This window comes from Cupriavidus sp. SW-Y-13, assembly GCF_009793345.1.
GTDB lineage: Bacteria > Pseudomonadota > Gammaproteobacteria > Burkholderiales > Burkholderiaceae > Cupriavidus.
Window position 1 is genome coordinate 186243 of the sequence record NZ_WHLX01000004.1, and the last position, 24790, is coordinate 211032.

22 protein-coding genes are annotated in these 24790 nt (G+C 58.9%); 15 read left to right on the plus strand and 7 right to left on the minus strand.

Annotated features, from left to right (window positions below):
- Positions 1-73: 73 nt before the first annotated feature.
- Positions 74-1843 carry a type IV secretory system conjugative DNA transfer family protein gene (locus tag GA566_RS30945; protein ID WP_262389433.1) on the minus strand — a complete coding sequence of 590 codons (1770 nt, stop codon included), beginning with the start codon at positions 1841-1843 and terminating at the stop codon, positions 74-76.
- 104 nt (positions 1844-1947) lie between these two features.
- Positions 1948-2820 (minus strand): hypothetical protein, encoded by an 873-nt coding sequence (locus tag GA566_RS30950; RefSeq protein WP_149135187.1) that lies wholly within the window; start codon positions 2818-2820, stop codon positions 1948-1950.
- Between the two features lie 223 nt (positions 2821-3043).
- Between GA566_RS30950 and GA566_RS30955 the strand changes: the two genes are divergently transcribed.
- The 14 genes from GA566_RS30955 (at position 3044) to GA566_RS31020 (ending at position 17931) form a co-directional block, all read left to right on the plus strand.
- Entirely contained in the window at positions 3044-3670 is a 627-nt protein-coding gene (locus GA566_RS30955; RefSeq protein ID WP_160475155.1) for an OmpA family protein, read from the plus strand.
- Complete coding sequence (traL, locus tag GA566_RS30960) at positions 3667-3951, plus strand: type IV conjugative transfer system protein TraL (protein WP_017515798.1); 285 nt, start codon at positions 3667-3669, stop codon at positions 3949-3951. Before GA566_RS30955 ends, traL begins: the two co-directional genes overlap by 4 nt.
- A 73-nt stretch (positions 3952-4024) precedes the next feature.
- Entirely contained in the window at positions 4025-4747 is a 723-nt protein-coding gene (locus tag GA566_RS30965; protein ID WP_017515797.1) for a TraE/TraK family type IV conjugative transfer system protein, read from the plus strand.
- Positions 4744-5601 (plus strand): type-F conjugative transfer system secretin TraK, encoded by an 858-nt coding sequence (locus GA566_RS30970; protein WP_124682119.1) that lies wholly within the window; start codon positions 4744-4746, stop codon positions 5599-5601. Before GA566_RS30965 ends, GA566_RS30970 begins: the two co-directional genes overlap by 4 nt.
- A 1-nt stretch (position 5602) precedes the next feature.
- On the plus strand, positions 5603-6826 hold the full coding sequence (locus tag GA566_RS30975) for a TraB/VirB10 family protein (protein ID WP_160475156.1): 1224 nt from the start codon (positions 5603-5605) through the stop codon (positions 6824-6826).
- Positions 6827-6846: 20 nt separating this feature from the next.
- Positions 6847-7521 carry a type IV conjugative transfer system lipoprotein TraV gene (gene traV / locus GA566_RS30980; protein WP_160475157.1) on the plus strand — a complete coding sequence of 225 codons (675 nt, stop codon included), beginning with the start codon at positions 6847-6849 and terminating at the stop codon, positions 7519-7521.
- 27 nt (positions 7522-7548) lie between these two features.
- Entirely contained in the window at positions 7549-7845 is a 297-nt protein-coding gene (traA, locus tag GA566_RS30985; protein WP_017512648.1) for a TraA family conjugative transfer protein, read from the plus strand.
- A 130-nt stretch (positions 7846-7975) separates the two neighbouring features.
- A complete protein-coding gene (gene traC / locus GA566_RS30990; RefSeq protein WP_160475158.1) occupies positions 7976-10438 on the plus strand; it encodes a type IV secretion system protein TraC in 2463 nt (820 codons plus the stop codon).
- Positions 10439-10619: 181 nt separating this feature from the next.
- The gene (locus GA566_RS30995) at positions 10620-11048 is read left to right on the plus strand and encodes a hypothetical protein (RefSeq protein ID WP_149135190.1); all 429 of its coding nucleotides are present in this window, start codon (positions 10620-10622) and stop codon (positions 11046-11048) included.
- Between the two features lie 4 nt (positions 11049-11052).
- On the plus strand, positions 11053-11616 hold the full coding sequence (lepB, locus tag GA566_RS31000; RefSeq protein ID WP_149135191.1) for a signal peptidase I: 564 nt from the start codon (positions 11053-11055) through the stop codon (positions 11614-11616).
- Between the two features lie 37 nt (positions 11617-11653).
- Positions 11654-12604, plus strand: a complete 951-nt coding sequence (gene traF / locus GA566_RS31005; protein WP_149135192.1) for a conjugal transfer protein TraF — start codon at positions 11654-11656, stop codon at positions 12602-12604.
- A gap of 14 nt (positions 12605-12618) precedes the next feature.
- The gene (locus GA566_RS31010) at positions 12619-14073 is read left to right on the plus strand and encodes a conjugal transfer protein TraH (protein ID WP_017512642.1); all 1455 of its coding nucleotides are present in this window, start codon (positions 12619-12621) and stop codon (positions 14071-14073) included.
- A gap of 9 nt (positions 14074-14082) precedes the next feature.
- Entirely contained in the window at positions 14083-17583 is a 3501-nt protein-coding gene (locus GA566_RS31015) for a conjugal transfer protein TraG N-terminal domain-containing protein (protein ID WP_149135193.1), read from the plus strand.
- A 75-nt stretch (positions 17584-17658) separates the two neighbouring features.
- Positions 17659-17931: a hypothetical protein gene (locus tag GA566_RS31020; RefSeq protein ID WP_149135194.1), complete on the plus strand. Its 273-nt coding sequence runs from the start codon at positions 17659-17661 to the stop codon at positions 17929-17931.
- Between the two features lie 97 nt (positions 17932-18028).
- Here the strand turns inward: GA566_RS31020 and GA566_RS31025 are convergent, their stop codons facing one another.
- The 4 genes from GA566_RS31025 to GA566_RS31040 are packed head-to-tail and all read right to left on the minus strand — an operon-like array spanning position 18029 to position 20901.
- Positions 18029-18661, minus strand: coding sequence for a thioredoxin domain-containing protein (locus tag GA566_RS31025; protein WP_237380958.1), 633 nt, complete (start codon positions 18659-18661; stop codon positions 18029-18031).
- Positions 18552-20198: a GspE/PulE family protein gene (locus GA566_RS31030; protein WP_149135195.1), complete on the minus strand. Its 1647-nt coding sequence runs from the start codon at positions 20196-20198 to the stop codon at positions 18552-18554. Before GA566_RS31030 ends, GA566_RS31025 begins: the two co-directional genes overlap by 110 nt.
- A gap of 5 nt (positions 20199-20203) precedes the next feature.
- Positions 20204-20470, minus strand: a complete 267-nt coding sequence (locus GA566_RS31035) for a hypothetical protein (RefSeq protein ID WP_017514227.1) — start codon at positions 20468-20470, stop codon at positions 20204-20206.
- Entirely contained in the window at positions 20467-20901 is a 435-nt protein-coding gene (locus GA566_RS31040; protein ID WP_149135196.1) for a lytic transglycosylase domain-containing protein, read from the minus strand. The genes GA566_RS31035 and GA566_RS31040 overlap by 4 nt, the downstream gene beginning before the upstream one ends.
- Between GA566_RS31040 and GA566_RS31045 the strand changes: the two genes are divergently transcribed.
- Entirely contained in the window at positions 20876-21919 is a 1044-nt protein-coding gene (locus tag GA566_RS31045; RefSeq protein WP_237380961.1) for a tetratricopeptide repeat protein, read from the plus strand. The two genes, GA566_RS31040 and GA566_RS31045, sit on opposite strands and share 26 nt — an antisense overlap.
- 85 nt (positions 21920-22004) lie before the next feature.
- Here GA566_RS31045 and GA566_RS31050 read toward each other — a convergent pair whose 3' ends face one another.
- On the minus strand, positions 22005-24497 hold the full coding sequence (locus GA566_RS31050; RefSeq protein WP_149135197.1) for an adenosylcobalamin-dependent ribonucleoside-diphosphate reductase: 2493 nt from the start codon (positions 24495-24497) through the stop codon (positions 22005-22007).
- Between the last annotated feature and the right edge of the window lie 293 nt (positions 24498-24790).

Genomic DNA, 24790 nt, shown 5'->3' on the forward strand with positions numbered 1-24790 from the left:
AGCCTTCCCGTCCAGTCGTTAGCGAGCGGGAGGGCCTGCTACTCAATCCCTGTCCTTGATTCGTATGCAGGGGCTACTCGTTCGCCAGTTCCTGACCGAAATCTCTCTTCCGCCCACCGCTGGGGACGCTGCTCCCGCCGAGGTACTTGTCGGCATTCTTGAAGAAGTCGGCACCTTCAACCTGGGGTCGTCGGAAGTGGTTGATGCGGAGTGGGCCGATCTCCCGCTGCAGTTTCTTGTCAATCGTGATCATGGGCACGCGAAGGTTGAAGACCGTATCTCCGCCGTACGTGACAATGCACTCACCCTTGCCAAGCGCCTTGAGATCGTCAGGAGAAACCTTGTATTCTTCCTGTTCCCGCTGGCCCTCCGAGAATCCCGAACCTGCGCCAGCGCCACCTTCCGGAGTCATATTCAGCAACGGCGAGTTCGTACTCTGGTTCTGTGTCGCACTCAACGACTTGGCAATACCCGTTTGGTAGCCAATGAGCTCCGCACACTCTTCCGCCGTCGCCTGTGTCCCCACTTTGAACATGATCTTCGTCCAGGTGTTGCCGATCACCATCTCCTTGAACTCATCGGATACAGACTCAAGGTTGGCCATTGTTTGTACCGCGGGCCAGAGTGCGATGCGTGCGCTGCGTGACTGCTCGAATGGGCGGGCCAGGGATTGCACAGCGTAGCTACCTGCTTCATCCATGAAGACGAAGAAGGGAGGATTCGGGCGTTGGCTCTCGGGAAGTGCCTGCACCCAAGATATGGCGGTACGGAGATCACCGAGGAACATCTTCCCGAAGTTCGATGCCGCCTCGTTCTTTCCCATAGTCGGCAGCGCAACGTAGATGATCTTGTTGCTCTTGATCGCCTCGAAAAGATCGATCTCCGGCGTGTAGGTGTTCATGACCTTGCCGAAGCTACCGGTCCCGAACATGTACATGCGGCCTCCAACGCCGCCGAAGGTCTCTCGCATCCGCTTGATGTCGACCATGTTCTCCAGCCCGGAGCCAGGTTTTCCACCACCCTTGTACTGTTCAAGGAATAGCGACAGGTTCTTCGTAGCGTCGTGGTGCGGGCGCGTCTTTTTCAGCCGCGTCTCGAGCTCCTCCATCGCTCTGTGATTCATGAGCAGGATCGTGAAGTCGATGAAGTTGTAGGCTAGCCCGGCCGCCTGCATCGCGGCCACCAGGGTTGTAATGCCTTGGTTTGCGCTCTGCTTATAGTGGTCCGCCCCGGGATTCGAGTCGGTTGCCGGAATGAGCGAGAGGACACGCGCAGATACTTCGTCTGGCTCCCCGCGCAGAATAGGGCTGTACGTGTGGCTCTTGTCCGGATCACCGGGGTTGAGGATGAGCAAGTCCTGTTCGCGACCGCACGCACAGCAGTACTGGTAGACCGTCTCCATGTCCTCTGCAGTCAACTTGCCGTCCATGAAAATCAGGCCGCCGCCGCGCTGGATCTGCTGGAACATCAGCAATCTGCCCATCACGGTCTTCCCCACGCCGGACTGGCCGCCGATGAAACCATGCCGCATCAAGTCGTCATCTGGCAGATACACTGGCTTACCGGTGTCTGTCGTGAAGCCCAGCAACAGACCATCCGGCTTGGTCAACGCCGCGGCAGACTGAATGCTGATCTTCGATTCGAGGATGTTCTGTTGGCGCCAGAAGTCGAATAGCCGGGTGCCAAGGTATGTTGCGCCGGCTGCGCCAAGTGCCATGGGGACAGCCGCCGGCATGTTGGCAAAATAGGGCGATGTCATCAAAGCGCCGGCGCCCATGGAACTGAGTGCGAGCGTGTCGCGTGTTCCGCCAAGCTTTGTCCGATAGATCTGATCAATGCTCACGAGAGCTGCCTCCATTTCGAGCGCACCTGCATCCTTGCCTGGTACCGGTGCGCATGCGTCAAGCAAAAAAGCCCCGGTGCGCGTGAAGCGACCGGGGCAGTGGGTTAAAGAAAAATCTCGTCCTTGGGGGACTGTTGGGTGAGTTGAAGGCGCGGGTGGCTCAACAGAAGGGCGCTTTCGACTTTGGTGAGCCCTGCGTCCTGCTCAACCGTCTGTCGTGCGATCGCAACGTCGGCGATCTTTTGGTTCTGATCGTCAAGCCTGGTCTTGTACATGGTGTAGCGATCGGACTTGGCAGAATCAGCTTGCTGACTCTGCGCACTTGCACGCTGCCTTGCCGGTGCTGCATCGACGCCACTCGCTCCGGGAGGAGGGGTGTCGGTGAGCCCAGGCCCGCGAGCCGGACTACCAAACTTGGCGTGCAGGCCTTCCAAGTACTTCACGTCACTGAAGAGGTTCATATGTACGTCAGCGCCGAATCCAAGCAACGACATACATTTGCTCATCCCATCCGTGAAGCTCTTCTTTGGCGCCTCCTCGTCAGTGAAGACGCCGTGGCCCGTACGCCCGACAAACGTCGTCTGGCCGAACTGCTCGATCTCGCCGCGTCGAATCTCGCCTCTCCACTCCATCTCGTACCAGAAGCGAACGCGCAGCTTATGAATCAGCTCGCGCCCCCAAGAGTTACCGTTGTCGTCCCAGCCCAACGGAGACCCCTCCAGAATCTCTTCCGAAACAATGGTGCACCCCCAACCAAGTCCCATTGGACCGAACAGCTTGGTTGCTTTCTGGACGAGGTAGGTTGGAGTAACTGCAGTACCTGAGAACCCGCCGTGGCTGAACTCCTTCGTGAACGTTGGATCTGTATGGAACACCTTGTCCCAGACATGAGCACAGCCTTCACCCAGTGGTCCTTGCATCCACCCCGGAACCGGTAAGTTGGTCCCCTTGCTGTTGTTGCTGCCGTTTTCACTCATTCATCGACCCTCCTATGACTGATGCGGGAATGCCTTGCGAAGAGGTATGCGGCACAACGTCGGATAAGGCCTACAGGCCGGGTTGCGGACAGACTTGTCTCGGCTCACGCTTGCGAATACGTAACACGTCGTTATAATTCTATTGTGCGTGCGAAACGTTTGCAATCGTTGCACTCTTTATCGGTACGCGTTATTCTTCGCCATCACATCATCCTGTATCGCAATGACCCGACTTCTCAAACCGGCAGTCGCCCTTGTGTTGGCAAGCCTCGCTTGGCAGGCGTGGGCGGTGGACGCGCATCAGATCGTCGTGCCCCAAAACGACGGCATCGCAATTGAGCCCGCCCATCGCGCTCACGTCTTGTCCGATCAGCAGCGGAACTTCCAACTGAAGCGCGATGGCGCTTTCTGGATGGTCATGGAACCCGCACGCACGCGTGCACTGCTGCCGGAGGAGGAAGCTCGCCTGGCGGCAGAGGAAGCCAGCTTGAGCGCCACCCCGCAGGATTCGACGCCCGTGGCGGCAGCGACTCTCCATTTCTCGTTCAATCGGTCAAAGCCCGTGTCTTGGAGCCCACTGGCCAAAGTGCTGAATCAGGCCCAGGCTTCATCAACGCGCATCATCGTGGTCGGCCACGCCGACGAGGTGGGAACCGCGCAGTACAACAAGCGGCTCTCCGAGGTCCGTGCAAACGAGGTTCGTCGCTACCTGACGGCAAAGGGCGTTGATCCCGCTCGGATCAGCGTGGAAGGGCGGGGCAAACTCGAGCCGGTTGCCGCTGGTGATGGCGTACGGAACCGGCGGGCGGTCATTGACGTCCTGGCATTTCCGCAGGGGGCAGGCCAGTGAAAGAGATTGATATCCCGCGCTACGTCGACAATCAACCCCAGCTGTTCTTCTGGGAACTTGACGAAGCCATCATTTTCATCGGTTGTTTAGCCGGCGGAATCTCACTGGGCGGCTACTTCACGCTCGTCAGCATGGCGCTCGGTTACGGGGCAGTGAAGGCGTTCCGACGCTTCAAGAATGGTTCGCTGGAAGGCATCCTCTACCACCTGTGCTATTGGGCTGGGCTCATGGCGCTGAACAAGCAGTATCAGGACTCCTCGAAGCGCGACTTCTTCTACTAGAACCCGCCCCTTTTTTTAGTCATCTATTATCGGTACGTGTTATGTATCCGTACAGCAACCGAACGGAGTTTTGATGAAGATGCCGCTGCTTACCTCCACATGGGAGGGCTCCAACAAGCTGGCCAGCGTAATGATTCTGTCGAACGTCATTCTTGCCGTCGGCGTGGTCATTGCCGTTGGCAAGCTGGTCACTGACCACGAAGTCACCCGCATCGTGCCGCCGCACCTCACAAAGGCGGTCTCCGTTGGCTGGGAATCTGCCGACCAGGAGTATCTGGAAAGCTTCGCGACGTACGTGGCCACGCTCACAGCGAATATCACTCCGAAGAACGTCGATTTCGTGATCGAGCGGCTTTCTGGCCTGGTCTCCCCACGGGTCTACACCAACGTTCGTCAGCAACTGCTGGTGCTGAGCAAGAACCCAGTCTTCAAGCACAACGGTGGCTCGGTTCGCTTCGACCCGTCGAAGGTGGTGTCCGAGAAGGAGACGAAGAAGGTCTTCATCCTTGGCCAGATGACCACCCAGAGCATCGGCGGCAAGGACACGAAGAACTATGTGATCGAGATGAACGTCGTCATGCGTGACGGGCGTCCATGGGTGGACAGCCTTGACCATTACGAAGGCTCCGACCCTCATACGCTCACCTGGATCGAGAAGAATCCGGTCCTCGCTCAAGAGGCCCTCCGTCGACAAGCGGAGAGTGCGGCAACGCAGGCCGATCAGATCCTCAAGCAGCAGGCCGCCGAATCCGTGAGCATCCAGCCCCTGAACACAACCAAGGAGGTTGCGCAATGAAGCGCCTCGCACTAGCTGTCGCCGCGCTGATCGCGCTACCAGTCCTCGCGGACGAACTGCCCCCGCCGGTCCCCGGCAAGAAGCTCTCGGCGGCAGAGTCTCGCCTCGCGGAAATTGCCGCCAAGCGGGTACAGAAAGTCCCCGCACAGAACCTGCCCGGCTTGGGCACCATGCCAGGCGACACCCAGGTGTACAAGCCGCAGGTTGTCCGCGTGAGCCCAGACCGCAATGAGGTCATCAACGTTTCGTCGGGCCTGCCCAATCGTATCGCGACACCGTTTGCAAACCCCCAGTCCATCGACGGGCAATCGGCTGACGTCGAAGTGAAGGCGGTGGGGCAGTCCCTCTACGTCACGATGAAAACCGATCGCTCGGTGGCACTGTATGTGACCGGTGACAAGCCAAACGATCCCGTCGTTTCGCTGACACTCGTCCCCAAGAGCCTGCCTGCACAGACGATCACCCTCCAACTGGACAAGCCCGTTGCAAGCACGGGCGCAGTGCCCGGCGACGAAGAGCGGGGCGCCGACAGCTCGGTCTATACCGATCGCTTGCGCTACGTTCTGCGTCAGATCGCTCTTGGCAAGGTCCCGGAAGGCTTCTCGGACGGCGTTCTTCCGAAGTCAGTCGCACGGATGGGGCCGGTGATCGCCTATCCATTGACCCGCTACTCGGGCCCTACCTACGACATCTTCCGCTACCGCATCGAGGCCTCGGTCGATAGCGTCGATCTCGACGAGGGCGCGTTCTACACCGACGGCGTGCGTGCCGTGGCCTTCTTCCCATACGCCGCATTGCGCAAGGGCGAGTCCACCGAAGTGTTCATCGTTTCCGACAAGACGGAGAGCAACTGACATGTCTGAGTCGCTTTCCGACAAGTTCAAGAAGAAGTGGCTGGACTTGCCACCCCGGTCCCGAACGGTCATTGCAATCGCTGTGCTTTTCGGCTCGATGGTGGCTATCGGGTCGCTGTTCATCAAACCGCACAGCAAGCCCCGTAAGCAGGTTGAGCAGCCAGCGGTAAGCAACATGCTGCTTCCCAAGCCCAAGGACACCACGGGGGAACAGCTGTCCGCGCAGAACTCTGCCACCCAGAAAGACGTCGACAGACTCAAGGGCGATCTAGAGGCAGCCGCGAAAGACAGCAGGGCTCTTCAGGCACGGATCGACGAGATGGAGAGGGAACGCAAGCAGCCGGCCAACGGCGTTACCTCGGACATGATGAAAGAGCTCATGGAAATGAAGGGCCGCCTCGAGGCCATGGAGCGCAAAGGCACCGCCCCTGGAAAGGCGCCGGCACTCTCCGACCCGTTGCCTGTTCCGACCGAAGGTGGGAAGGCGGGAGAGGAACCGCCAGAGCGTGCCAAAGAGCAGGAAGTAACGCGCATTCGAGTATCGGGCAACGCAGCCACGACCACTGTAGCTCAAGCGAAGCAGGAATCGAAGCCGACACCGTACCTCACCGCTGGCTCAATGTTCGAAGCAATCCTTCTGAACGGTATGGATGCGCCCACCAACTCGGTAGCGCAGAAAAATCCTATGCCGGCCGTCATGCGGATCAAGACTGAAGCGCTGCTGCCGAATCAGTACAGCCACGATGTCAAGGAGTGCTTTGTATTGGTATCTGGCTTCGGGATCTTGTCAAGCGAGCGTGCCCAACTCAGGACTGAAACCCTCTCCTGTGTCCGCGAAGGGGGCAAGACCATGGAAGCCAAGGTAGATGGCTACGTCGTCGGCGAGGACGGCCGGGTTGGCGCTCGAGGCCGCCTCGTTTCGAAGCAGGGGCAGAAGATCGCGCAGGCTCTCACAGCTGGTGTCCTGAGCGGCTTCGCAACGGCGCTCACGCCAACGCAGGTGCCTCGCCTGGACCTGAGCACTGGTGGCAACAACTTCATCAGTACCCAACGCGCGACGCCCCAATCGATCCTCGAAACCGGCGTGGCGAAAGGGTTCTCTTCCTCCGCGAACATGGTCTCCCAGTTCTACCTGGAACTGGCAAAGGAGATGACGCCGGTGGTCGAGATTGATGCTGGCCGCAAGCTGACTGTCGTCCTCATCAAGGGCGTCGAACTCAAGTAAACGGGTCAAGGAGGCCCACCATGAAATTTCGACTTCTTCTCGCGACGCTTCCACTGCTCGCGACCGGCTGCTCATCGATCTTGAACACAGCGGACAACGATTCCTTCTCGTGCCCGGGTATGCCGCAGGGAATCATCTGCAAGACGCCGCTGGCCGTCTACAAATCGACGAACCAGATGCCGCAACCGACGGAGAGCGATCGCCCCTTTGGGTCTTCAGGAGCTCGTGGCGTTCAGGCGGGGGACGACCTGGGAAACGTTGCGCGCCCTGAGCTCACCGGCGGTGTTGCCGCAGGTGCGCCAGGGCTGATCCAAACGTCCGTCCCGGGTTCCGCCCAGGCCAACGGAACGGCACGCCCGGTCCGCAAGCCGGCGCAGGTCATGCGCATCTGGATCGCTCCGTGGATCGATAGCAAAGACGATCTTCACTACCCGTCATATCTGTACACCGAGGTACAACCGCGCCGCTGGTCGTTCGGCAAGTCCGAGTTCGCCGGCAAGGGCATGGTTGTTCCTCATCGTGAGCTCGCAGCGGTCGCTCCGATTCCCCAGGAATCGGGCCGGCCGAACGGGAAACCTGCAGCGCAAAGAACTCCCGGGGGGGATGCGCCGCAGGCAGACGCCAACCAGCCATATCAGGGGACCGATGTGACGAAGCTTGGCATGCCATCTCCCTCGGACATTAACCTCGAGTGATCATTTCCACATTAGGAGAACTCTTCCATGAACCGCATTACCAACAACAAGCAAGCTCTGCTGACCATGGCCATGATGGCACTCGTGCTTGCGGTCAACGCGTCCGCGGCCTCGGATACCACGTTCGCGCAGATCGTGACCCGACTGTCTGACTGGATGACCGGCTCGCTGGGCACGGTTTTCGCGCTCGGCTCGCTGGCTGTCGGCCTGGCCATCGGCGTCGTCAAGCAGTCCGTGATGAGCGTGGTGACCGGTGTGGCGGTGGCTCTGTCCGCCTCCCTGGGCCCTGGCGTCCTGCAAGGTCTTTTCACGGCAGCGCTGTAATGGTCGTGCCTCCGGCTTTCGTCGGAGGCCGCGTTGCACTGCCAATCTCGAAACTGGCTCGCGGCTCCGGCCGCGAACTTGTCTTCTAAAGCGTATCCCCCATTCAGAATCACAAGGCAAGGAAATCACGATGCTCGGGTCTCAAAAATCGAAGGGTTCCAAGTCCACGCCCACCATTGACGGAGACCGGGACAACGTTCCTTACGCCAAGCTCACTGTTCGCGCGTGGGACCCGGATACAAATCTGCTCCTGGCGTCCGACAAGGGCGAGCACTATCTGGGCGCTTGCTTCATCGCGGACCCGCTGAAAGGCGCGGACGACGCGACCGTCGACAAGTTCCGCTCGGCGTTGAGTATGCCGTTCCCGGCCGGGACATTTATTCAAATCGGACTCCTGTCTTCCCCCGACGCAGACGAATTCTTCGACGCGTACATGGCAGGGAAGGACACTGAGAACGAAGTGCTCCGCGCGCTCGCCGAGCAGCATGCCTCGTACGTCCGGAATGGCCGCCATGAGCCTCTGGTTACCCGCAGTGGCGTATTGGTGAACCGGCAGCGGCTCATCCTTACGATCAAGACGCCTTGCGCTCGCGCACTCCCCTCCGCCGCGGATATCGCGGCTGCTCGGGAGACAGTCGACCGCGTTCAGGAAGCATTCAAGGCCGCAGAGCTCCAGACCGTACAGCTCGACGCTCAGGGATACCTCGTTCTTCTCCGCCTGATCGCGAGTATGTACGAGCACCCGAGCTTCCACTACGACGAGACCCGTCCTATCCGAGAGCAGGTCTTCTTCCCCGGTGACTCGATCAACTACGACGATCCGAAGCTCATCAACTTCAATGATGGGGCGCACTTCGCCAAGGTCATGAGCGTCAAGCACTTCCCGAAAAGGGCGAGCTTGGCCATCATGAACCACATGATTGGCGACCCCCTGGGCCTGTCGAACCAGATCACAGACCCCTACTACATGGTGCTGACGCTTCACTACCCTGATCAGGTGAAGAAGGTCGACTGGGTCAAAAGCCGATCCTCCATGCTGAATCACCAGGTATTCGGCCCAACGGCGCACCTGATCCCAGCTCTTGGCTACAAGAAGCATGGAATGGACGTCCTGGTCCACGACATCGAAGGCAAGGGCTCCATCGTCTGTGAGGCGAACTTCACGCTCTTCCTGTTCTCCCGCAGCAAGGAGAAGCTCAACAAGCTCGCGGCCGGCCTGCGCGCCTACTACACCAGTCTGGCATTCGAGATCCGAGAGGACAGCCGTATTCTCGAGCCCCTCTGGAACAACCTCCTGCCTCTGAACACATCTCTCGAGGGAATCCAGAATCTGTTCCGGTTTCACACGATGGGCGTCACCCACGCCGTGCAGTTCATGCCAGTCATCGGTGAATGGACGGGCAGCGGGCGAAATGGGGCGCTCCTCCTCGTAACGCGCCGCGGGCAACCTGCGCTGATCGATCTGTACGAGTCAGCAACCAATTACAACGGCATCGCGTTCGCCGAGGCCGGCGCCGGTAAGTCGTTCCTTACCCAGAAGATCGTCAGCGACTACCTGGCCGAGGGCGCAAAAGTCTGGGCAATTGATGCCGGGCGCTCATACTTCAAGCTATGCAAGGCAGCCAAGGGCTCATTTGTCGAGTTCAAGGCTGACTCTGATCTGTGCCTGAATCCATTCACCTTCATCGACAACCTCGAGGAGGAAATGGACATCATCAAGGCGATGATCGCCAAGATGGCAGCCCCCGACGAGGCGTTGGGTGCGTATGCGATGTCCCGTCTTGAAGAGGCGATCACCAGCGTCTATCAAAAGTATGGCCGCAACGCGTCCGTCAAGGCGGTGGCCGAGTTCTGCCTGCAGCAGCCCGACGAAGACACCCAGCGCCTTGGCCGTCAGCTTTATCCGTTCGCAGGCGGGGCCTACACTCGATGGTTCGAGGGCGAAAACAACCTGGACATGAACAACGCTTTCGTTGTTCTGGAACTTAGCGACCTGAAGGGTCGGAAGGCGCTCCAGCAGGTTGTGCTGCTTCAGTTGATGTCGCGCATCAACTACGACATGTTCCTCACACGTGGTCGGAAGAAGATCCTGATCATTGACGAGGCCTGGGAACTGCTCGACGACCCCGTCATGGGCAAGGCAATGGAGGCCCTCTATCGCAAGGCGCGAAAGGAGAAGGGCGCCGTGCTGATCGTCACGCAATCGATTGAAGACCTCTACAACTCGCCGAACGCTCGCGCAATTGCCGCCAACTCGGCATGGCAGTTCATCCTGAAGCAGAACAGCGAGTCCATTGACGGTGCGATCGCAGGCGGGCACTTCAAGATCGAGCCCTACGGTGCGCATATGCTCAAGACTGTGCATACGATTCCCGGAAAGTACTCGGAAGTCATGGTGAAGCAGAGCGAAAGCCAGTGGGGCATTTTCCGGCTGACCGTTGACCGCTTCACACAGGTCCTGTTCTCCACCAAGGATGACGAGCGCGACACCATCTTCGATGCCATTGACCGCGGGGATAGTGTCGTCGAAGCAGTCCATCGCTTTATCGACCAGGAAGCCGCAGCAGCCGAGGACGCGCTCCTGGCCGCGTAGCGGATACGACACGATCCTCGGAGAATGCCCGCGCTTTGCGGGCATTCTGCCTTTTCTCTCCACACTTCTATCCATTTGTCGTATCGGTACGTGTTATGCTTCCGTAATTACCAGATGGCCGAGTTTCCGGCCGCTGGGCCATCGCGTTCCCGCAGAACACTTCCTTTACCCGAGCACACCCATGACCCAAGACACCGACACCACTGCTCAATCCACTCAGCCGTCTTCTGCTACCCCGAGCCGCTCGCCTGATCAAGGGGGCGTGTCGCTCCTGACGACGATCATCGTTGCCGCGCTGTTTTCGGCGTTCGCCAGCGTCCTGACCTGGAGCTTCGCTACCAGCGATCGCGCCCAAGCGACGCCGGTGGTCATGGTTGACGGGGCAAAGCTGGTGGAGCTCCAGGCGAAGGCGGCACTCTCGAAACCCGGGATGACCGTCGAACAGGCGGAATCTCAGGGCAAAGAGTTCGTGCAACAACTGAACAACGCACTGTCGGAGTACACCCAGGCCGGCATCATCGTCGTCAATTCCTCTGTCGTGCTGAACAGGCCCGGCAGCGTGGATGTGACTGCTGCAGTCGCGCAGAAGCTCGGAATCAAGATCGAGTGAACTCATGCGATTCCACTACCCGATCCATCAGTATCTCGATCGCATTCGACTCGGGATGAAGGACCAGAGCCGCATTCGGTTCCTTCGTGCCTCGCTGCTGTGGACTGCATTGAGCTTCCTCGTAGCTTTGGCCGCCGTCACCGAGTTTCGCAAGCATTACCAGATTGGACTCGACCTTACGCCGATCCGATGCATGCCTGAGCGGCTGTATTGGGTGAAGCTCGGCGCCCCGAAGTCTGTCCAGCGCGGAGACATCATCGCGTTCATCGCCCCCAAGGGGCTGATGCTCGAACCCTTCAACGGAAAAATGATCGCCAAGCAGATAGCAGGCCTTCCGGGCGACACGATCCGGGTGTCGAACGACCGAGCATATGTGAACGGAAAGTACATCGGGGACCTAGTGCTCAACCAGAAGCTCGGTCGTGGTCCGGGAGCATTTGACCGGGAGGAGGTTGTGCCTCCTGGAAAGCTCTTCGTGATTGGAACGCTTCCGCGCAGCTATGACGGCCGTTACTGGGGCTTTCTGGACCAACGGTCGTTGGTTGGCTCTGTGACGCCGCTCATCTGAATCAAACGTGACTACAGCCAACTGCTACGGGTCAAGAATGACAAAGACACTCCTCGTACTGGCACTGCTCTCCCTCACCTTTGGAGCCGCGCAAGCCAGGGAAGACGACAGTACACCGACTCGCTTCCTTGAACGGAAAGCGGAAGGGTGGTTCTGGTACCAAGATCCGAAGGATGAGATCCCTCCCGAGCCGCCGGCACAGCAGCCACCCGCTCCACCGCAGAAGCAGGATACCGCCAAACCAAAAAAGCCTGAGAAGACTCAGGACGAGCCCTTCTCTGTGGAATGGCTCCGCGCAAGCATGCCTAAGCTCCTCGACGCCGCGATCAATGATCCGACGAAAGAGAACGTCGAGGCGTACTTGTACGCGCAGCGGGTCGCTATGGACAAATCCCAGCGCTATGCGGAGATGACACAGCGAGTGGTCGCCGCCGATCCATTCCTTGATGAGAACAACCGCGTACCGATTGCCGCTTACACCAAGGCGTTCTTCCTGCGGCAGCTTGGTCAAGGTACCTCCGAGGCGCTCAAGCACATTGCAAAGGTAGGCGGTCTTTGGGTCTTCTTTGATTCGAAGTGTGAGTATTGCCGCCCCCAGGCCAATAGCGTCCAGGAGATCAGCAAGAAGTACGGATTCATCACCAAGTTCATCTCGATGGATGGCAGGCCATTGCCAAATGTTCCAACGTTCGCGAACGACAACGGCCACGCCAAGCTCCTGAACCTCCGCCTGACGCCCACGACAGTTCTGGTGGTTCCGCCCAACAACTACTTCGTGGTCTCGCAGGGAATGATGGCTCAGGACCAGCTTGAACAGCGAATCATCATCGCTGCTGAATCGAACAACCTGTTGCCACCCGACCTGGCCGCGAAGATCCGGACATACGACCGCGGTGTTCTGTCCAACGAGGACATGAAGAAGGGCGCTGGCGATGACCCGAAAGCCTGGGTGAAGTATCTGAAAGACCGCCTTGACGGGCGCTACTAATGCGGAGCACCACCATGAAACTAAATCTCAAGCGGATCGTCGTCACGCTATCGTTGATGACTTGGCTTCTGGGGCTCCCAGGTGCCGCGCATGCCGGGCTGCAAGACGCTCTTGACGGCATGTTTATGTCGAACAGCACCACACCATCATCGTTCACCAACCAGTCCCGAGGCGGCCTGGTCGGCGGCGGCGCATCGGTTCGCATGCCCATCCGGAACATCAACCTCATCGCGTTCGATCCTCCGCGCATCTCTGCCGGGTGTGGCGGCATCGACCTCTTCGGTGGTTCGTTCTCCTTCATCAACGCCGATCAGCTCGTTGCGCTGTTCCGCCAGATTGCCGCGAACGCCGTCGGCGTCGCATTCAAGGCCGCGATCGATGCGATCAACCCGGCCCTGGGCAAGCTGATGCAGGACTTCCAGAACAAGATCGCTGCCCTGAACTCGATGATGAAAAATACGTGCTCGCTGGCCACCACGATTATGGACAAGTCCGGCGCCAGTGACGCGATCCGTAGTTTTGTCGGTCAGAAGATAGCCCCCGAAGTGGAGACTGCCTCTGGCGCCATCACTGACTTCTTCGCGGGAATCAACAGCTTTCTGCCGGAACCGAACTCCGGCACGCGAGCTGCTGCGGCCAGCGGCAAAGCTCCTGAACTGGGGAACATGACATGGAAGGCATTGAAATCGAGCAAGGCCGGAGAAATGCTCGGGAATCCTTCGACTGCCGAAACCAATCCGGACGGTGCGAATGAGATCGTCATGAGTCTCGTGGGTGCGGTCGTCGTGGGGCCAGAAAACGACTCCGACCAGACGAACCCGGACGGCAGCGTGCAAGTCGACAACGGTCGCTACTGGTCGCCGACTCTGCGCCTCCCCGACCTGCGCGACGGCAACATGGGCGGTGAGAAGCCTGTCTACGTCCTTCGCTGCCAAGATGGCTATGACGAAGGCAGCTGCCGTAGGATTTCCCGGGCTTCGATCAACTTCAGCGGCGTCCGTGGCTACGTCTATACGATGCTTCTTGGAGATGCTACGGGTGCGACCACCACGGCAGATTCGATCGTCGGAAAGCTGATCTTCTGCTCTGGCAATGCCTGCAACTTCACCAGCCAGCAGAAGACGTTCATCGGCCTCGTGAGTGCGCCGGTGCTTGGGATGATGAAGAAGGTTCAAGCAATGCCGGGCGCCGCGGATCACATCGCAAGGCAGATGGCTCCCGTCATCATCAACGAGATCACCATCAAGTTTGCCGAGTCCGCGCTTGTTGCTGCTCAGGCGGCCTTCGGTGGGACCAAGTACACGGCCGATGAGCGCGTATTGAAGGCGCAGAGCGACCTGCTGCACGAGGTGATTGACATGCGTCGTGCCGCAACCGAACAACTGCCTGCCATCAATGAGGCAATTGCCTACACGAAAGCCATCAACCAGGACAATCCGGCCGTCTTCGTGAAGCCGGAAATCCGATAAGGGACTGCTATGCTCGACTTCAATATTTACGTCGTCGGCGACCCGAGCTCGTTCTATGCCGCACTGAACGCGGTGGCCATGATCTTCAACCAGCAGGGCTTCCTGAACAGCACGTTTCTGGTTGGCGGGCTTGTGGCACTGATCTCCGGCATCCTGTACATGATCGGCAAGCAGAGCGATGGGCCAGTCCCCGGCGCCATGGGGCCGGTCAGCGCGTTGTTTGGCTTCTTTGCCGTGGTCTGGACCACCACCATACCTACCTCCGTGCTGGTCAATGACATCTACACAGGAAACGTGGCGAGGGTCGACAATGTGCCGATGATCCTCTCGCTGCCCGCAAGCGCCTTCACAACGGCAAGTCACAAGCTCTTCCAACTGTCCAATACCGCCTTTCAAAGCGTGAACGGTAGCTATATGGCGGTCACATCGGATGGATTTGTGACGCCGCTCAAGCTCCTGTACTCATTGCGCAGGGGCTTTGACAATGCTGACGTGTTCTTGTCTGCCAGCATTCGGACATTCATCCTGGACTGCACGCCGAACGCGACCTCGTTCTCAATGGACGCGATGAAATCAAGCGCCAACTCGCTGAACTACATCCTGACCCATGCGCGCGACAACGGCATCACTACTTACTGGAACACTGCGAATCCGCAAGGCCAGTCCCTCTCCTGCAACGAGTCTGCAGCACTTATCTCGCAGGACGCCAACGTCCGGTTCCTCAATGGGACCAACCGCGGCCTCAAGGAGCTGATCAACAAGAACATGAAGGAGAAGAGCCCCACGGGCAACGCGTGGGGCCAAAGCGATGTCGAGGACGTGTTGCAGAACGTGCTACCTGGCGGGTGGAAGACGGCAACGGACACACTAGGCATGGCCCAGAGTTCGCGCGACTTCATGATCAACGCCCTGACGTACAACACGATCGCGAACACTTTCAACTGCATGTCGAGCAACACTGATCAGGGAAGTTTCAATCAGTGCAATGTTCAGTTGACCCAGGCGTTCGAGCAGAGCCGAACTGACTCTGCAGCCGCCGGCTCGTTCTTCTCCAAGACCATGATGCCGGCGATGGTGTTCATGCAGCTGATGTTCTTCAGCTTCGCGCCATTGGTCATCATCTACGGCGTAATGAAGGGCGGCGGCGCACTTGGCATGTACATCAAGTACCTCCTGTTCGGAATCTGGACGTCGAGCTGGCTGCCGTTCTCGGCAGTGATCCAGATGTATATCCAGAACGACGTTGCCGAGAAGCTGTCCCAGATTGATTCCGGGATGCTGACTCTTTCAAACTTCCCGGCTATCTACTACGACATCCTGGCCACTCGACTGTCGGTGGCGTCTGACATGCTTGCGGCGACGCCACTGGTTTCGCTCGCCATGCTGACGGGCACAGCTATGTCAATGGCTTCACTGGCTGGACGGTGGTCAGGTCGCGACCATGTTGACGAGAAGCAGACAAGTCCTGACATCGTGCGTAATGGGCCCATCACAGACGTCGGCGCGGCCACTCAATCTAGTGCAGCGATCACCGGGAATCCGCTGTCTGGAATGACACGCGCAGATGCTGCTCTTCGCGCTCACAGCGCAGGCCAGATGCTGGACAACAACGTTTCCAGTGCTCGTGCGGACGTGCAATCGACTAAGGCCGAAGCGGCAGCATCGTTCGAGAAGATGATGAGCTATATGAAGGCTCATTCGAGCGGGTTTAAGTCCAGCGAATCCGATATCACGGCGATGAGTAAGGACTATGGAAGTCGTGCCTCCAAGGTGCAGGAGGCCGCCGAGAGCGCGATGGATTCGCATAAGTTCTCGGCAGAGGAGAAATCAGCATTCCAAGCTGCGATCACCGCAAGCGCCGGATTCAAGAGCCCATTTGGCGGCGTAGAGGCATCGGCACAAGCCGCAGCGACTGCCACGAAAGGTCGAGTCAGCGCCCAGGATTTCTCGAAGACGATGACGCAAAGGGTGAATACTGACCAGTCCTGGACCGACAGCATTACCAATCGTGCCCAGAATTCCATGGATCGGTACTCTGGCGAGGACACGAAGACCGCGCAGGGCCTCTCAGCGTCCCTTCGTCAGTCTACTGCTCGCGTCCAGTCCGCAGAGCAGCGCTACCAGGAAGCAGTAAGCATGAAGACATCGATGGATACGAGCTTCTCGGTCCGTGACCAGGAGCTTGGTCCGATGACTATGGCGAATCCTGCCGTCCAAAACGAGCTTCAAAAGATGAACGACAGCGCGATGCCGAACGTCCCCGGCTACCAGGCGAAGCTTGCCCAGCATCAGAATCGCGTCCAGAGGGCCGGCAACATCAGCGGAGCAGGATATGTCGCGATATTCAACGCTCTAGTGGACACGAATCAGTTCCAGGCGGCATCCAAGATCATGTCGATGCTTAGCGGTATAAACGGGCCATCCAATTTCTCCCCTAACGCCAACCAGGGAGTAGCCCCGGCTGCGGCGGCTGTTGCTTCCAATCCGGCTGCGGGTAACTTGTCACTCAAGGACCCTCATGTGCTGCAACAGGGCGGTGCCGGTGCAGGCCATGCCCCGGACGCGTCTGGCCGCGCCACCGCGGCATCCGGCCCGAGCACGACGGCCATTCACGGTGGCACCCCTCCTCGGAACCCCGGCAATGGAGCCGCTGCCGGCAGCGGGCCAGCTGCACCTGCGTCAGGCCCGGGAGACCTCCAAGCGCGGTTGGATCGCCTCACGAACAACTCGCTCCCGAACTTTGCAGCGGACAAGCAGAAGATTGCAGACGGCACCGCCGGAGTCGGCCAAGGAATTGCCGACCAGAAGGAAGCAGTGCAATCGGCCTCGGCTGTGATCTCGCCCGAGCAGGTGCGAGACACGTTCCATCGTGAAGTGGGTACCGTGAAGAGCGGTTTCGCGGGAGCAGGTATGGCGTGGGGTGACTTTGAGAAGGCCCACCCCTATATGGCCGCCGGCATCGAAGCCGGTGTCACCATGCTACCCGTGATGCGCGCCGCCGGCGGACTCAAGAAGCTTTACGACGTCTCTGCAGCCGCAAAGAAGGGGTGGCAAGGCGTTCAAGCAGCGAAGGCCGGTGTCTCGACAGCCGCGAAGGAGATGGCAAGATTGGAGAGCGCTTTCAAGTCTCCGAACGGCGCATTGCTCGGTGGCAAGAAGGCCCTTGATGCTCGACAAGTTGCGAACCTTGGCTTCAAGAGCACTGACGACTTCCTGGAGGCCTATGGGAAGGCCGGCGCCAATGTCATCAAAGCTGAGAAGGATCTTCTGCGTTCGGCCGAGACATACTCCCAGAAGTTTGGCGCATCGGTTGGTAAGGATGGGCTTCCGGGCGACGCTACTTTCGGGTTCGTCGCGCAGAACGCTACACGGCAGGCCGTGGCCACCGGGAAAGCGGCAGGCGGTGCTGGTCTCCTCGAGCTCTCAAAGTACGAGGCGAACATCCACCGGCAAGAGGTCATGCATAACCAGGAGATGGAGGACCTGCGCCGAGGCGTGCGTGGTCGATAGACCCCTGTACCGTCACTGAAGAATCGGAAACAGCCCCGCATCGCCGGGGCTTATCTTTGAGCAACCGATAGTCAAATGGATCTGGGATTGGCGGGTATGGGCGACGAGATAAATGGCCTAATGAAGATCAAGCGTATTGGCCTCTCCGATCGCGGCGTGCTCGCGATTCAAGCCGCCTTGATTGCGCGGCAGAAACGCATTGCAGAGGGAAGTGACTGGCCCGCCGAGACCTTTGCCTATCAACTGACCGGGTTCTTGGTCGAGGAGCGCCTGGTGCCGGTTCATGTAGCGCCGGATGATCTCAGGAGAGAGATCGCAAACCGTATTGGCGGGGGTGGGGCCTATTGAGACTGTTCAGGCCCAGCAATCAAATCATGGGGAGTTGAAGCATCAGGATCTGGGCTGGCGAGCAGCTGCCATCGGCGCCGCTCGCCAAGACCAGTGTTCAGCCGGTCATGGCCTTCGAGACCATGCCATTTGCAAGCTTGAAGAAGAGCTCCTGGTCGCCGTTCGTGCTGTCGGGCGTGATGACATAGCGACCACCGATCGCAATAGACGGCGTCGCATCGATCCGGTACCGGATGAGCTTGTTGAATGCGGCCTGGACTGTAGCGGGGTTCACGTTCTTCCATGCAGCATCAAACCCCTGCAAATGGGATGACGAGGCAATGAAGCTCCAAGTCTTGCCGTCACTCACCGGCATACCGCGGTCCTGAATAGCGGAGTAGGCGTAGCTCAAGAACGCAGGAAGGTACGTGGCATTCAAAGCCTTGGCCGCATAGAAGGCCCTCGCAGCGATGACAGTGTCACGATGTGCCTCGACAACCGGCACAAACTCCGCACTCCAGCCCTTAGGTAGCGACAGCGCCCACTTCGCAATCTGCTCGTGGTACGCGGCGCAAACCGGGCAAGTCAGAGAGATGAAGATCAGGACTTTCTTACTGTCCTCCGCTTCCCACAGGACTTCCCTATAGGGCAGCTGCGGTGCCGACGTCCCCTGTGACGACTCCTGTGCCAGCGTCGTCAGCGGCAGGCCGAACAACACGACGGCCATTGAAGAAAAGGAGCGACGGTTCATTGAGATCTTCCTCTGTAAGGTGCTTGTGTTCAATATAAAGGTCAAAGAGTGAGCAACTGGTCCGCTCTTGGCGCCATCGCGTCTCCATCTCTTTCGCCAGATCTGCCGACACCTTGCCGGTGGTGATGAAGTACCGGACCAATTCCGGAGCCCCCTGGGTGTAACCAACTGCCCGGATCACCTCCCGTGCGGTACAGATCCCTTCTTCGACGAGGATCTGTCCGAGCCGCCGAACCTTGCCACCCTTACGGAGCTCGATCTGCCGTACGGCCGCTGCATACGCCTCCTCAGGCGTGATGTATCCGAGCTCCACGAGAACTTGACCGACGCGCTTCGTCTCAGGCGCCAACGCTTCGGCCCGATCAAGCTGCATGGCCTTCTCGATGGAGGTCAAACCGGCTGCGGCCATGCGCGTCACGGCTTGCGCCATGGTTTCGAACTGCGATTGGCGCATGGCTGCATTGAAAACCGCCATCTCCCCGCTCATCGCGAGCATTGCCGCTCGCACCGCAGCATCGGCCCGAATCAACTCCATAACCGGCATCCGGCCCTCATAGTCGGTCTCCTGTACGCCTGCGGGGAATTTGAGACCGGCGTGATGGATACCGGCAACCTCCATCCAGTCCACTTCGGCTTCGGTCGGAGCTCGGGTCCCTCTCTCCGGATCTGGCAGCAGAATTTCCACGAGCCGTTGGGAGAGGACACCGCGGAGAGCATCGGCCAGCGTCTGAACGTCCACACCCATATCGAGTAGACGTGTGATCGCCATCGCCGAGTTATTCGCGTGAACGGTAGCAACCACCAGGTGCCCGGTGTTTGCTGCCTGGATGGCAATCATCGCGGTCTCGACGTCGCGGATCTCACCGACCAGAATCACGTGCGGGGCTTGGCGGAGTGCGGCACGCAACCCCTCGGCAAACGAGATGTGCTGATTGATGTTGACCTGTGTGAGCCCAGGGAGGACCTTCTCGACGGGCTGCTCGAGCGTCAGGATGTTCCGCTTCCCATTGTTGAGATGCTGAAGTCCGGCATACAGAGTTGTGCTCTTCCCCGACCCCGTGGGGCCACAGACGAGAAAAAGCCCATTCGGCTCTTGCAGGATGTCCTGTAAGCAAGCCCGTGCCATCGGCGTCATCTCAATCTCGTCGAGACTCGCAACGGAGGCAGTATTGTCCATCAGGCGACAAACGATCTTTTGCCCGGTCAGTGTCGGCAGTATCGACACCCGAACATCAACCGACCGGTCAGGAAAATTGAGTCTTAGACGCCCATCCAGTGGCTTATGACGATCCGAGGCGGCAATGTTGGCACGCGCCCGGAGCTTCTCGTCGAGTTGCTTAGCGAAGTTGTGATTAATGTGGTCGACCCAATGCAGCGAACCAGAGATGCCATACTGAATTGTGGTGCCCTCTGCTTCGTACAACATGTGAACGTCGGCAGCACGTCTTACTGCGGCCCTGGAGAACATGTCGTTCAGGTATTCCGCCGCCGCACGATCATGCGTCCCGGTATTGAAGAATAGGTCTGGTTCTCTCATTGTGATTACTTCCCGCAGTCGAGTGTCGGGCCGTAGAACAGCCGGCCAAGGAATCTCTGGGTTGTGTTGTCCGCCGTGATGCTCCAACTGATCAAACGCAGCCGGCTATCCTGGCTCAGAAAGTTCTGCCCGCCCCAGCGCACCGCATCGAATGCGATCCGCACCGGCCCGGCCGAGCGGTAGACGCGCTCGCACGGCTCCGGGGCGATTGCTGAGTAAACCACCCACCCAACGACCATTGCAGCAAAGGCGCCGCCAAACATCTGCTTCATCGATTTACTCCCTGCAAGTTCTTCCACACCTTGTTGATGTAGCGAATCTGGGCATCGTCGTCCTTGGAGTACTTGCCCGTGTTGTACGCGCCAACTGCCTTCCAGGTCCTGCCGTACTTGTGCATCCCGTCAGCGAGCACCCAGGCGCCTACGTTCACGTTCACGCATGGCTCAAGCAGCCTCTCCCGATCGATCCCGAACTTCTTCAGTTCTGGCAGCCAGATCGAGCTGACCATCATGAGGCCCATGAACTCCCAACCCTCCTTGCTTGTTCGAACCAGATTGGGGTCGAACGAGGCGTTCTCCGTCTTTGCGATAGCGCGCAACAATGACTCATCGACGGAGTACCGCTTAGCCGCCTCCTTGAAGCAATAGCCCCAGCTTTGCAGGCTCACGGAGGCCAGGATGACGAAGGCCAGTAGCTTTTTCATGGCTCGGATCATACAATACACGTATCAATACGCCAATAGTATCCCAATGCGAAATCTCGTGCTTTGCGCGCTAACTGCCGCTATGTGGGGCGCATTCGCCACCGCGGCACATGCTTCGGACATTCCCACCGGTAAGCCGGGGCAGGAGGAAGCCACTCCGCGCGTGGCAGGGGGCGCCAAGCCGTCATCCCTTCCGAGTGACACTGCCTCCATTGACATCACCGCGAAGCTCGACGATCTCCTCGCTACGGCGAAAGAGACGAGTGAAGTGATGCGTCTCTATGCCAGTTGGCAAGCTGGCAATCGCGAGGCGGTGCCTGAGATATTTGCATTAGCCAAGAATGGCAACGCCCGCGCACAGAACCTCGCGGGGTTCATGCTCGACAATGGGCAGGGTGTGAAGCAGGATTCCAAGGCCGCAGCCGCATACTTCCAACGGTCCGCGGAAAGCGTTCCGCTGGCCAAGTACAACCTCGGGGTGCTGACGTACTACGGAAGGGGTGTAAGAAAAGACGAGGCAAAGGCCATGGAGCTCTTCAAGGGCTCTGCGATGAAGGCCGGCGTCGAACAGGCGAGTGTTCAGCTCGCCATCTACTACCTGAAGAACAAGAACGAGGACGAAGCGTACAAGTGGGCGAATGAAGGGGCGAACCGGGGCAACGTCAAGGCCTTCTACCTGCTCGGTAGGATTCTGTACCAGCGTGGCCAGTACCAGTCCGCCGCCTCGTGGATACAGAAGGCCGCGAATGCATCCGAACCGAATGCGCCGGCAATCCTGTCGCTCATGTACCGCGACGGGAAGGGAGTAGGGCAGAGCAAGATGATGTCCGCGGCATGGTGGATGATCTATGGCGCCCTGAATCGGCGGCAGACTGGAGGCAGCCTTGTTTCCTCCTCCTCATTCGGCCTGGATGAAACGGAACAACGGCAGGCGCTAGGCTTTGCAAACAACTGGTTGGCTACGCATGGCGCAGACAAGCGTATCAGCTATCAAAAGACACTTTTGCAAACAAACTAGAGCCGTCCGCCCAAGAAAAAAGGCCCTGCGATCTGAACGATCCAGGGCCTTTAGTTTTTACGCGAGCCTCACGGCTGGCAGTGCATCAGCCACAACTACCGATGTGACCACACGCTTGGCATTTGCTGCATCCATCGACGCGATGGAGTTCGTGAGCACCACATTCCGGGCACTTCTTTCCGAGTCCTGCCCCGATCGATTGACCCAAGCTCGCCACGGTCCCGCTGTCAGAAGTGACTTCGTCGAAAGCAAGGGCTGCGTCGGTTTTCGACAGGCGTCTGGCGAGCTCCGCTGCCGGTACCTGACTACCGTCCTCGGCAAGGAATCCCCGCTTCTTCAGAATGGACTGCAGCGCGTATCCGATCGCTGCGACCTCCGAATCGTGGTGCAGCGGCACCTTCGATCCATCAGCCCGCGTCAATTGGCCATAGCGCACCGGACCCTTGTCCCAGATGACTTCCCGGAGGTTTGCGACTGCCTTCGCTACCGAACCACCGGATCGTGCCACCATCGAGAGCATTCGCATGTTAGCGGAAATCCATTGTTGGCCATCATTTCGCTGGCCCGCCGGCATGAAGAATTCCACCGGACGTTCGATCTCCACCTCCTGGCCATCAACGATGCCTTTGACGCGCATGAAGTTCACCGTGAGATATACGGTGTTCGCTCCCTCATAGGTAAAATACTCAACCTTGGAAGTGACACCCTCCAGTTCGCCGGTGGGCCGGCTGTCGAAGGGCGTGCGCAACGGATCGTCCGCGATGGGCGTTAGCGTCGGGCTTGGACTCGGCGATGCAGGGGCCTCCACCGACAGCACTGCACCGAGCACGGAGTTAGGCCGATAGGTCGCCAGTCCTTTCAAACCCGCCTTCCACGCATCCAGGTACAGATTCTGGAAATCCGCGTAAGGGTAGTCTTCAGGTACGTTGACCGTCTTGCTGATGCTGGTGTCGATGTACGGCTGAACCGCTTCCAGCATTCGCATATGGTCGATCGCAGGCATTTCCAGCGCCGTCACGAAGCATTCTGGCAGGTTGACAACGTCTCCACCAAGATGCCGATAGAGCCGGTACGCATGGTCGGCCACCTCAAACGTCTGATAGCTGTTGTCCGGCATACGCTTCTTGCGGTTGTACGTCCAGGAGAATGCAGGTTCGATGCCATTCGATGCGTTATCAGCAAACGCGAGGGTGATAGTCCCCGTGGGTGCAATCGACAGCAAGTGCGAGTTGCGAATGCCGTGCTCCTGGATCAGATCTCGAACATCCTGGGGCAGGCGCTTGGCGAAGCCGCTCTCGAGGTACTTCTCCTTGTCTAGGAGCGGGAACGAGCCCTTTTCGACAGCGATCGCTACCGAAGCACGGTATGCGGCATCGCGCATCGATTCCGAGATTGACGCGGCCAGCTCGCGCCCCGCATCGGAATCGTATCGAACTCCCAGCATCACGAGTGCACTTCCCAGGCCCAAGAACCCAAGACCAATGCGGCGCTTCGACATGGCTTCGTCCCGCTGTTTCTGGAGCGGCCAGAACGTGGCATCAAGAACGAGATCCAGCATACGGATTCCTGTGGCCACGAGACCTCTGAACCCTTCGAAGTCGAAGTGTGCATCTGGCCCGAAGGCGTTCCGCACGAACTTCGTGAGGTTGACCGAGCCCAGGCAGCAGCAACCGTATGACGGCAGGGGCTGCTCCGCGCAAGGATTCGTTGCCTCGATCTGCTCGCAGTAGTAGAGGTTGTTGTCCGAGTTCATCCGGTCAAGGAAGAGCACCCCCGGCTCGGCGTGGTCATAGGTCGACTTCATGACCTGGTCCCACAGCTCCCGTGCGCTCACCTTGCGATACACCCACGTCCCGTCATCCCGACGGTACGATTCCGCGGTCTGCACTTCCGGATGGGGTTCCGCTTTGTGCCAAAGCTCGACTTCCTCCCCGGCTTCAACGGCACGCATAAATGCGTCAGTGACCCCGATCGAAATGTTGAAGTTCGTCAGTTCGCCCTTGTCCTTCGCGTGGATGAACTGCTCGATATCCGGGTGGTCGCAACGCAGAACACCCATCTGAGCTCCGCGCCGGGCACCGGCAGACTCGACCGTCGCACACGACGAATCGAAGACCTTCATAAAGGAGACAGGGCCGGAAGCTCGGGAGAACGTTCCTCGCACCAACGCACCGTTCGGACGGATGTCGCCAAATGCATAGCCGACACCGCCACCGCGCCGCATGGTTTCAGCGGCCTCGGCCACCGCGGTGTAAATCCCGGGCTTACCATCTTTGGCCTCGGATACCGAGTCGCCAACCGGTTGCACAAAGCAGTTGATTAGTGTCGCCTGGATATCGGTGCCGGCTGCAGAGTTGATGCGACCCGCCGGAACGAAACCCGATTCAAGCGCGTCGAGGAACTGGACTTCGTACTCGGCTCGGTTCTCTGGTCGCTCCATACTGGCCAGCGCCTTTGCGACACGGCGCCGGACATCCGCGACTGTCTTCTCGCCACCCTTGGCGTACTTCTCCAAGAGGATCTCACCCGAAATTTCCTGGGCCGGCAGGATGCCGAACATCTTTTCATTTGCGTTCATGATGATTGCTCCAAAGTGGATTGACTAAAAATTCGGTGGCGGATCGTCCGCCCCGTCCTTGCAATAGGGGGATGGAACTCAGCCACAAATAAAAAAAGCCCTCCCGCGTGACGGGAGGGCTGCGTTTCACAAGCACTGGCGAATCAAGCTGCTGGCGGCATTCAAAGGAAGTACCCCGATGAGAAAGATCCTTCTTTGCCGTGTGGGGCCTCTCGCGAGGCCATGACCGGCGCCTCACTCGGTCTGGCCTCGACATTGCTCCCTTCATCCGCGGCGCCCGTTGGGGCTGATTC

Bases quoted from the DNA above. Each gene is read 5' to 3' on its own strand.
- GA566_RS30950 (WP_149135187.1), bottom strand. From the start codon at position 2,820: ATGAGTGAAAACGGCAGCAACAACAGCAAGGGGACCAACTTACCGGTT.
- GA566_RS30955 (WP_160475155.1), top strand. From the start codon at position 3,044: ATGACCCGACTTCTCAAACCGGCAGTCGCCCTTGTGTTGGCAAGCCTC.
- GA566_RS30965 (WP_017515797.1), top strand. From the start codon at position 4,025: ATGAAGATGCCGCTGCTTACCTCCACATGGGAGGGCTCCAACAAGCTG.
- GA566_RS30970 (WP_124682119.1), top strand. From the start codon at position 4,744: ATGAAGCGCCTCGCACTAGCTGTCGCCGCGCTGATCGCGCTACCAGTC.
- GA566_RS30975 (WP_160475156.1), top strand. From the start codon at position 5,603: ATGTCTGAGTCGCTTTCCGACAAGTTCAAGAAGAAGTGGCTGGACTTG.
- traV (WP_160475157.1), top strand. From the start codon at position 6,847: ATGAAATTTCGACTTCTTCTCGCGACGCTTCCACTGCTCGCGACCGGC.
- traA (WP_017512648.1), top strand. From the start codon at position 7,549: ATGAACCGCATTACCAACAACAAGCAAGCTCTGCTGACCATGGCCATG.
- traC (WP_160475158.1), top strand. From the start codon at position 7,976: ATGCTCGGGTCTCAAAAATCGAAGGGTTCCAAGTCCACGCCCACCATT.
- GA566_RS30995 (WP_149135190.1), top strand. From the start codon at position 10,620: ATGACCCAAGACACCGACACCACTGCTCAATCCACTCAGCCGTCTTCT.
- lepB (WP_149135191.1), top strand. From the start codon at position 11,053: ATGCGATTCCACTACCCGATCCATCAGTATCTCGATCGCATTCGACTC.
- traF (WP_149135192.1), top strand. From the start codon at position 11,654: ATGACAAAGACACTCCTCGTACTGGCACTGCTCTCCCTCACCTTTGGA.
- GA566_RS31010 (WP_017512642.1), top strand. From the start codon at position 12,619: ATGAAACTAAATCTCAAGCGGATCGTCGTCACGCTATCGTTGATGACT.
- GA566_RS31015 (WP_149135193.1), top strand. From the start codon at position 14,083: ATGCTCGACTTCAATATTTACGTCGTCGGCGACCCGAGCTCGTTCTAT.
- GA566_RS31020 (WP_149135194.1), top strand. From the start codon at position 17,659: ATGGATCTGGGATTGGCGGGTATGGGCGACGAGATAAATGGCCTAATG.
- GA566_RS31025 (WP_237380958.1), bottom strand. From the start codon at position 18,661: ATGAACCGTCGCTCCTTTTCTTCAATGGCCGTCGTGTTGTTCGGCCTG.
- GA566_RS31030 (WP_149135195.1), bottom strand. From the start codon at position 20,198: ATGAGAGAACCAGACCTATTCTTCAATACCGGGACGCATGATCGTGCG.
- GA566_RS31035 (WP_017514227.1), bottom strand. From the start codon at position 20,470: ATGAAGCAGATGTTTGGCGGCGCCTTTGCTGCAATGGTCGTTGGGTGG.
- GA566_RS31045 (WP_237380961.1), top strand. From the start codon at position 20,876: ATGACGAAGGCCAGTAGCTTTTTCATGGCTCGGATCATACAATACACG.
- GA566_RS31040 (WP_149135196.1), bottom strand. From the start codon at position 20,901: ATGAAAAAGCTACTGGCCTTCGTCATCCTGGCCTCCGTGAGCCTGCAA.
- GA566_RS31050 (WP_149135197.1), bottom strand. From the start codon at position 24,497: ATGAACGCAAATGAAAAGATGTTCGGCATCCTGCCGGCCCAGGAAATT.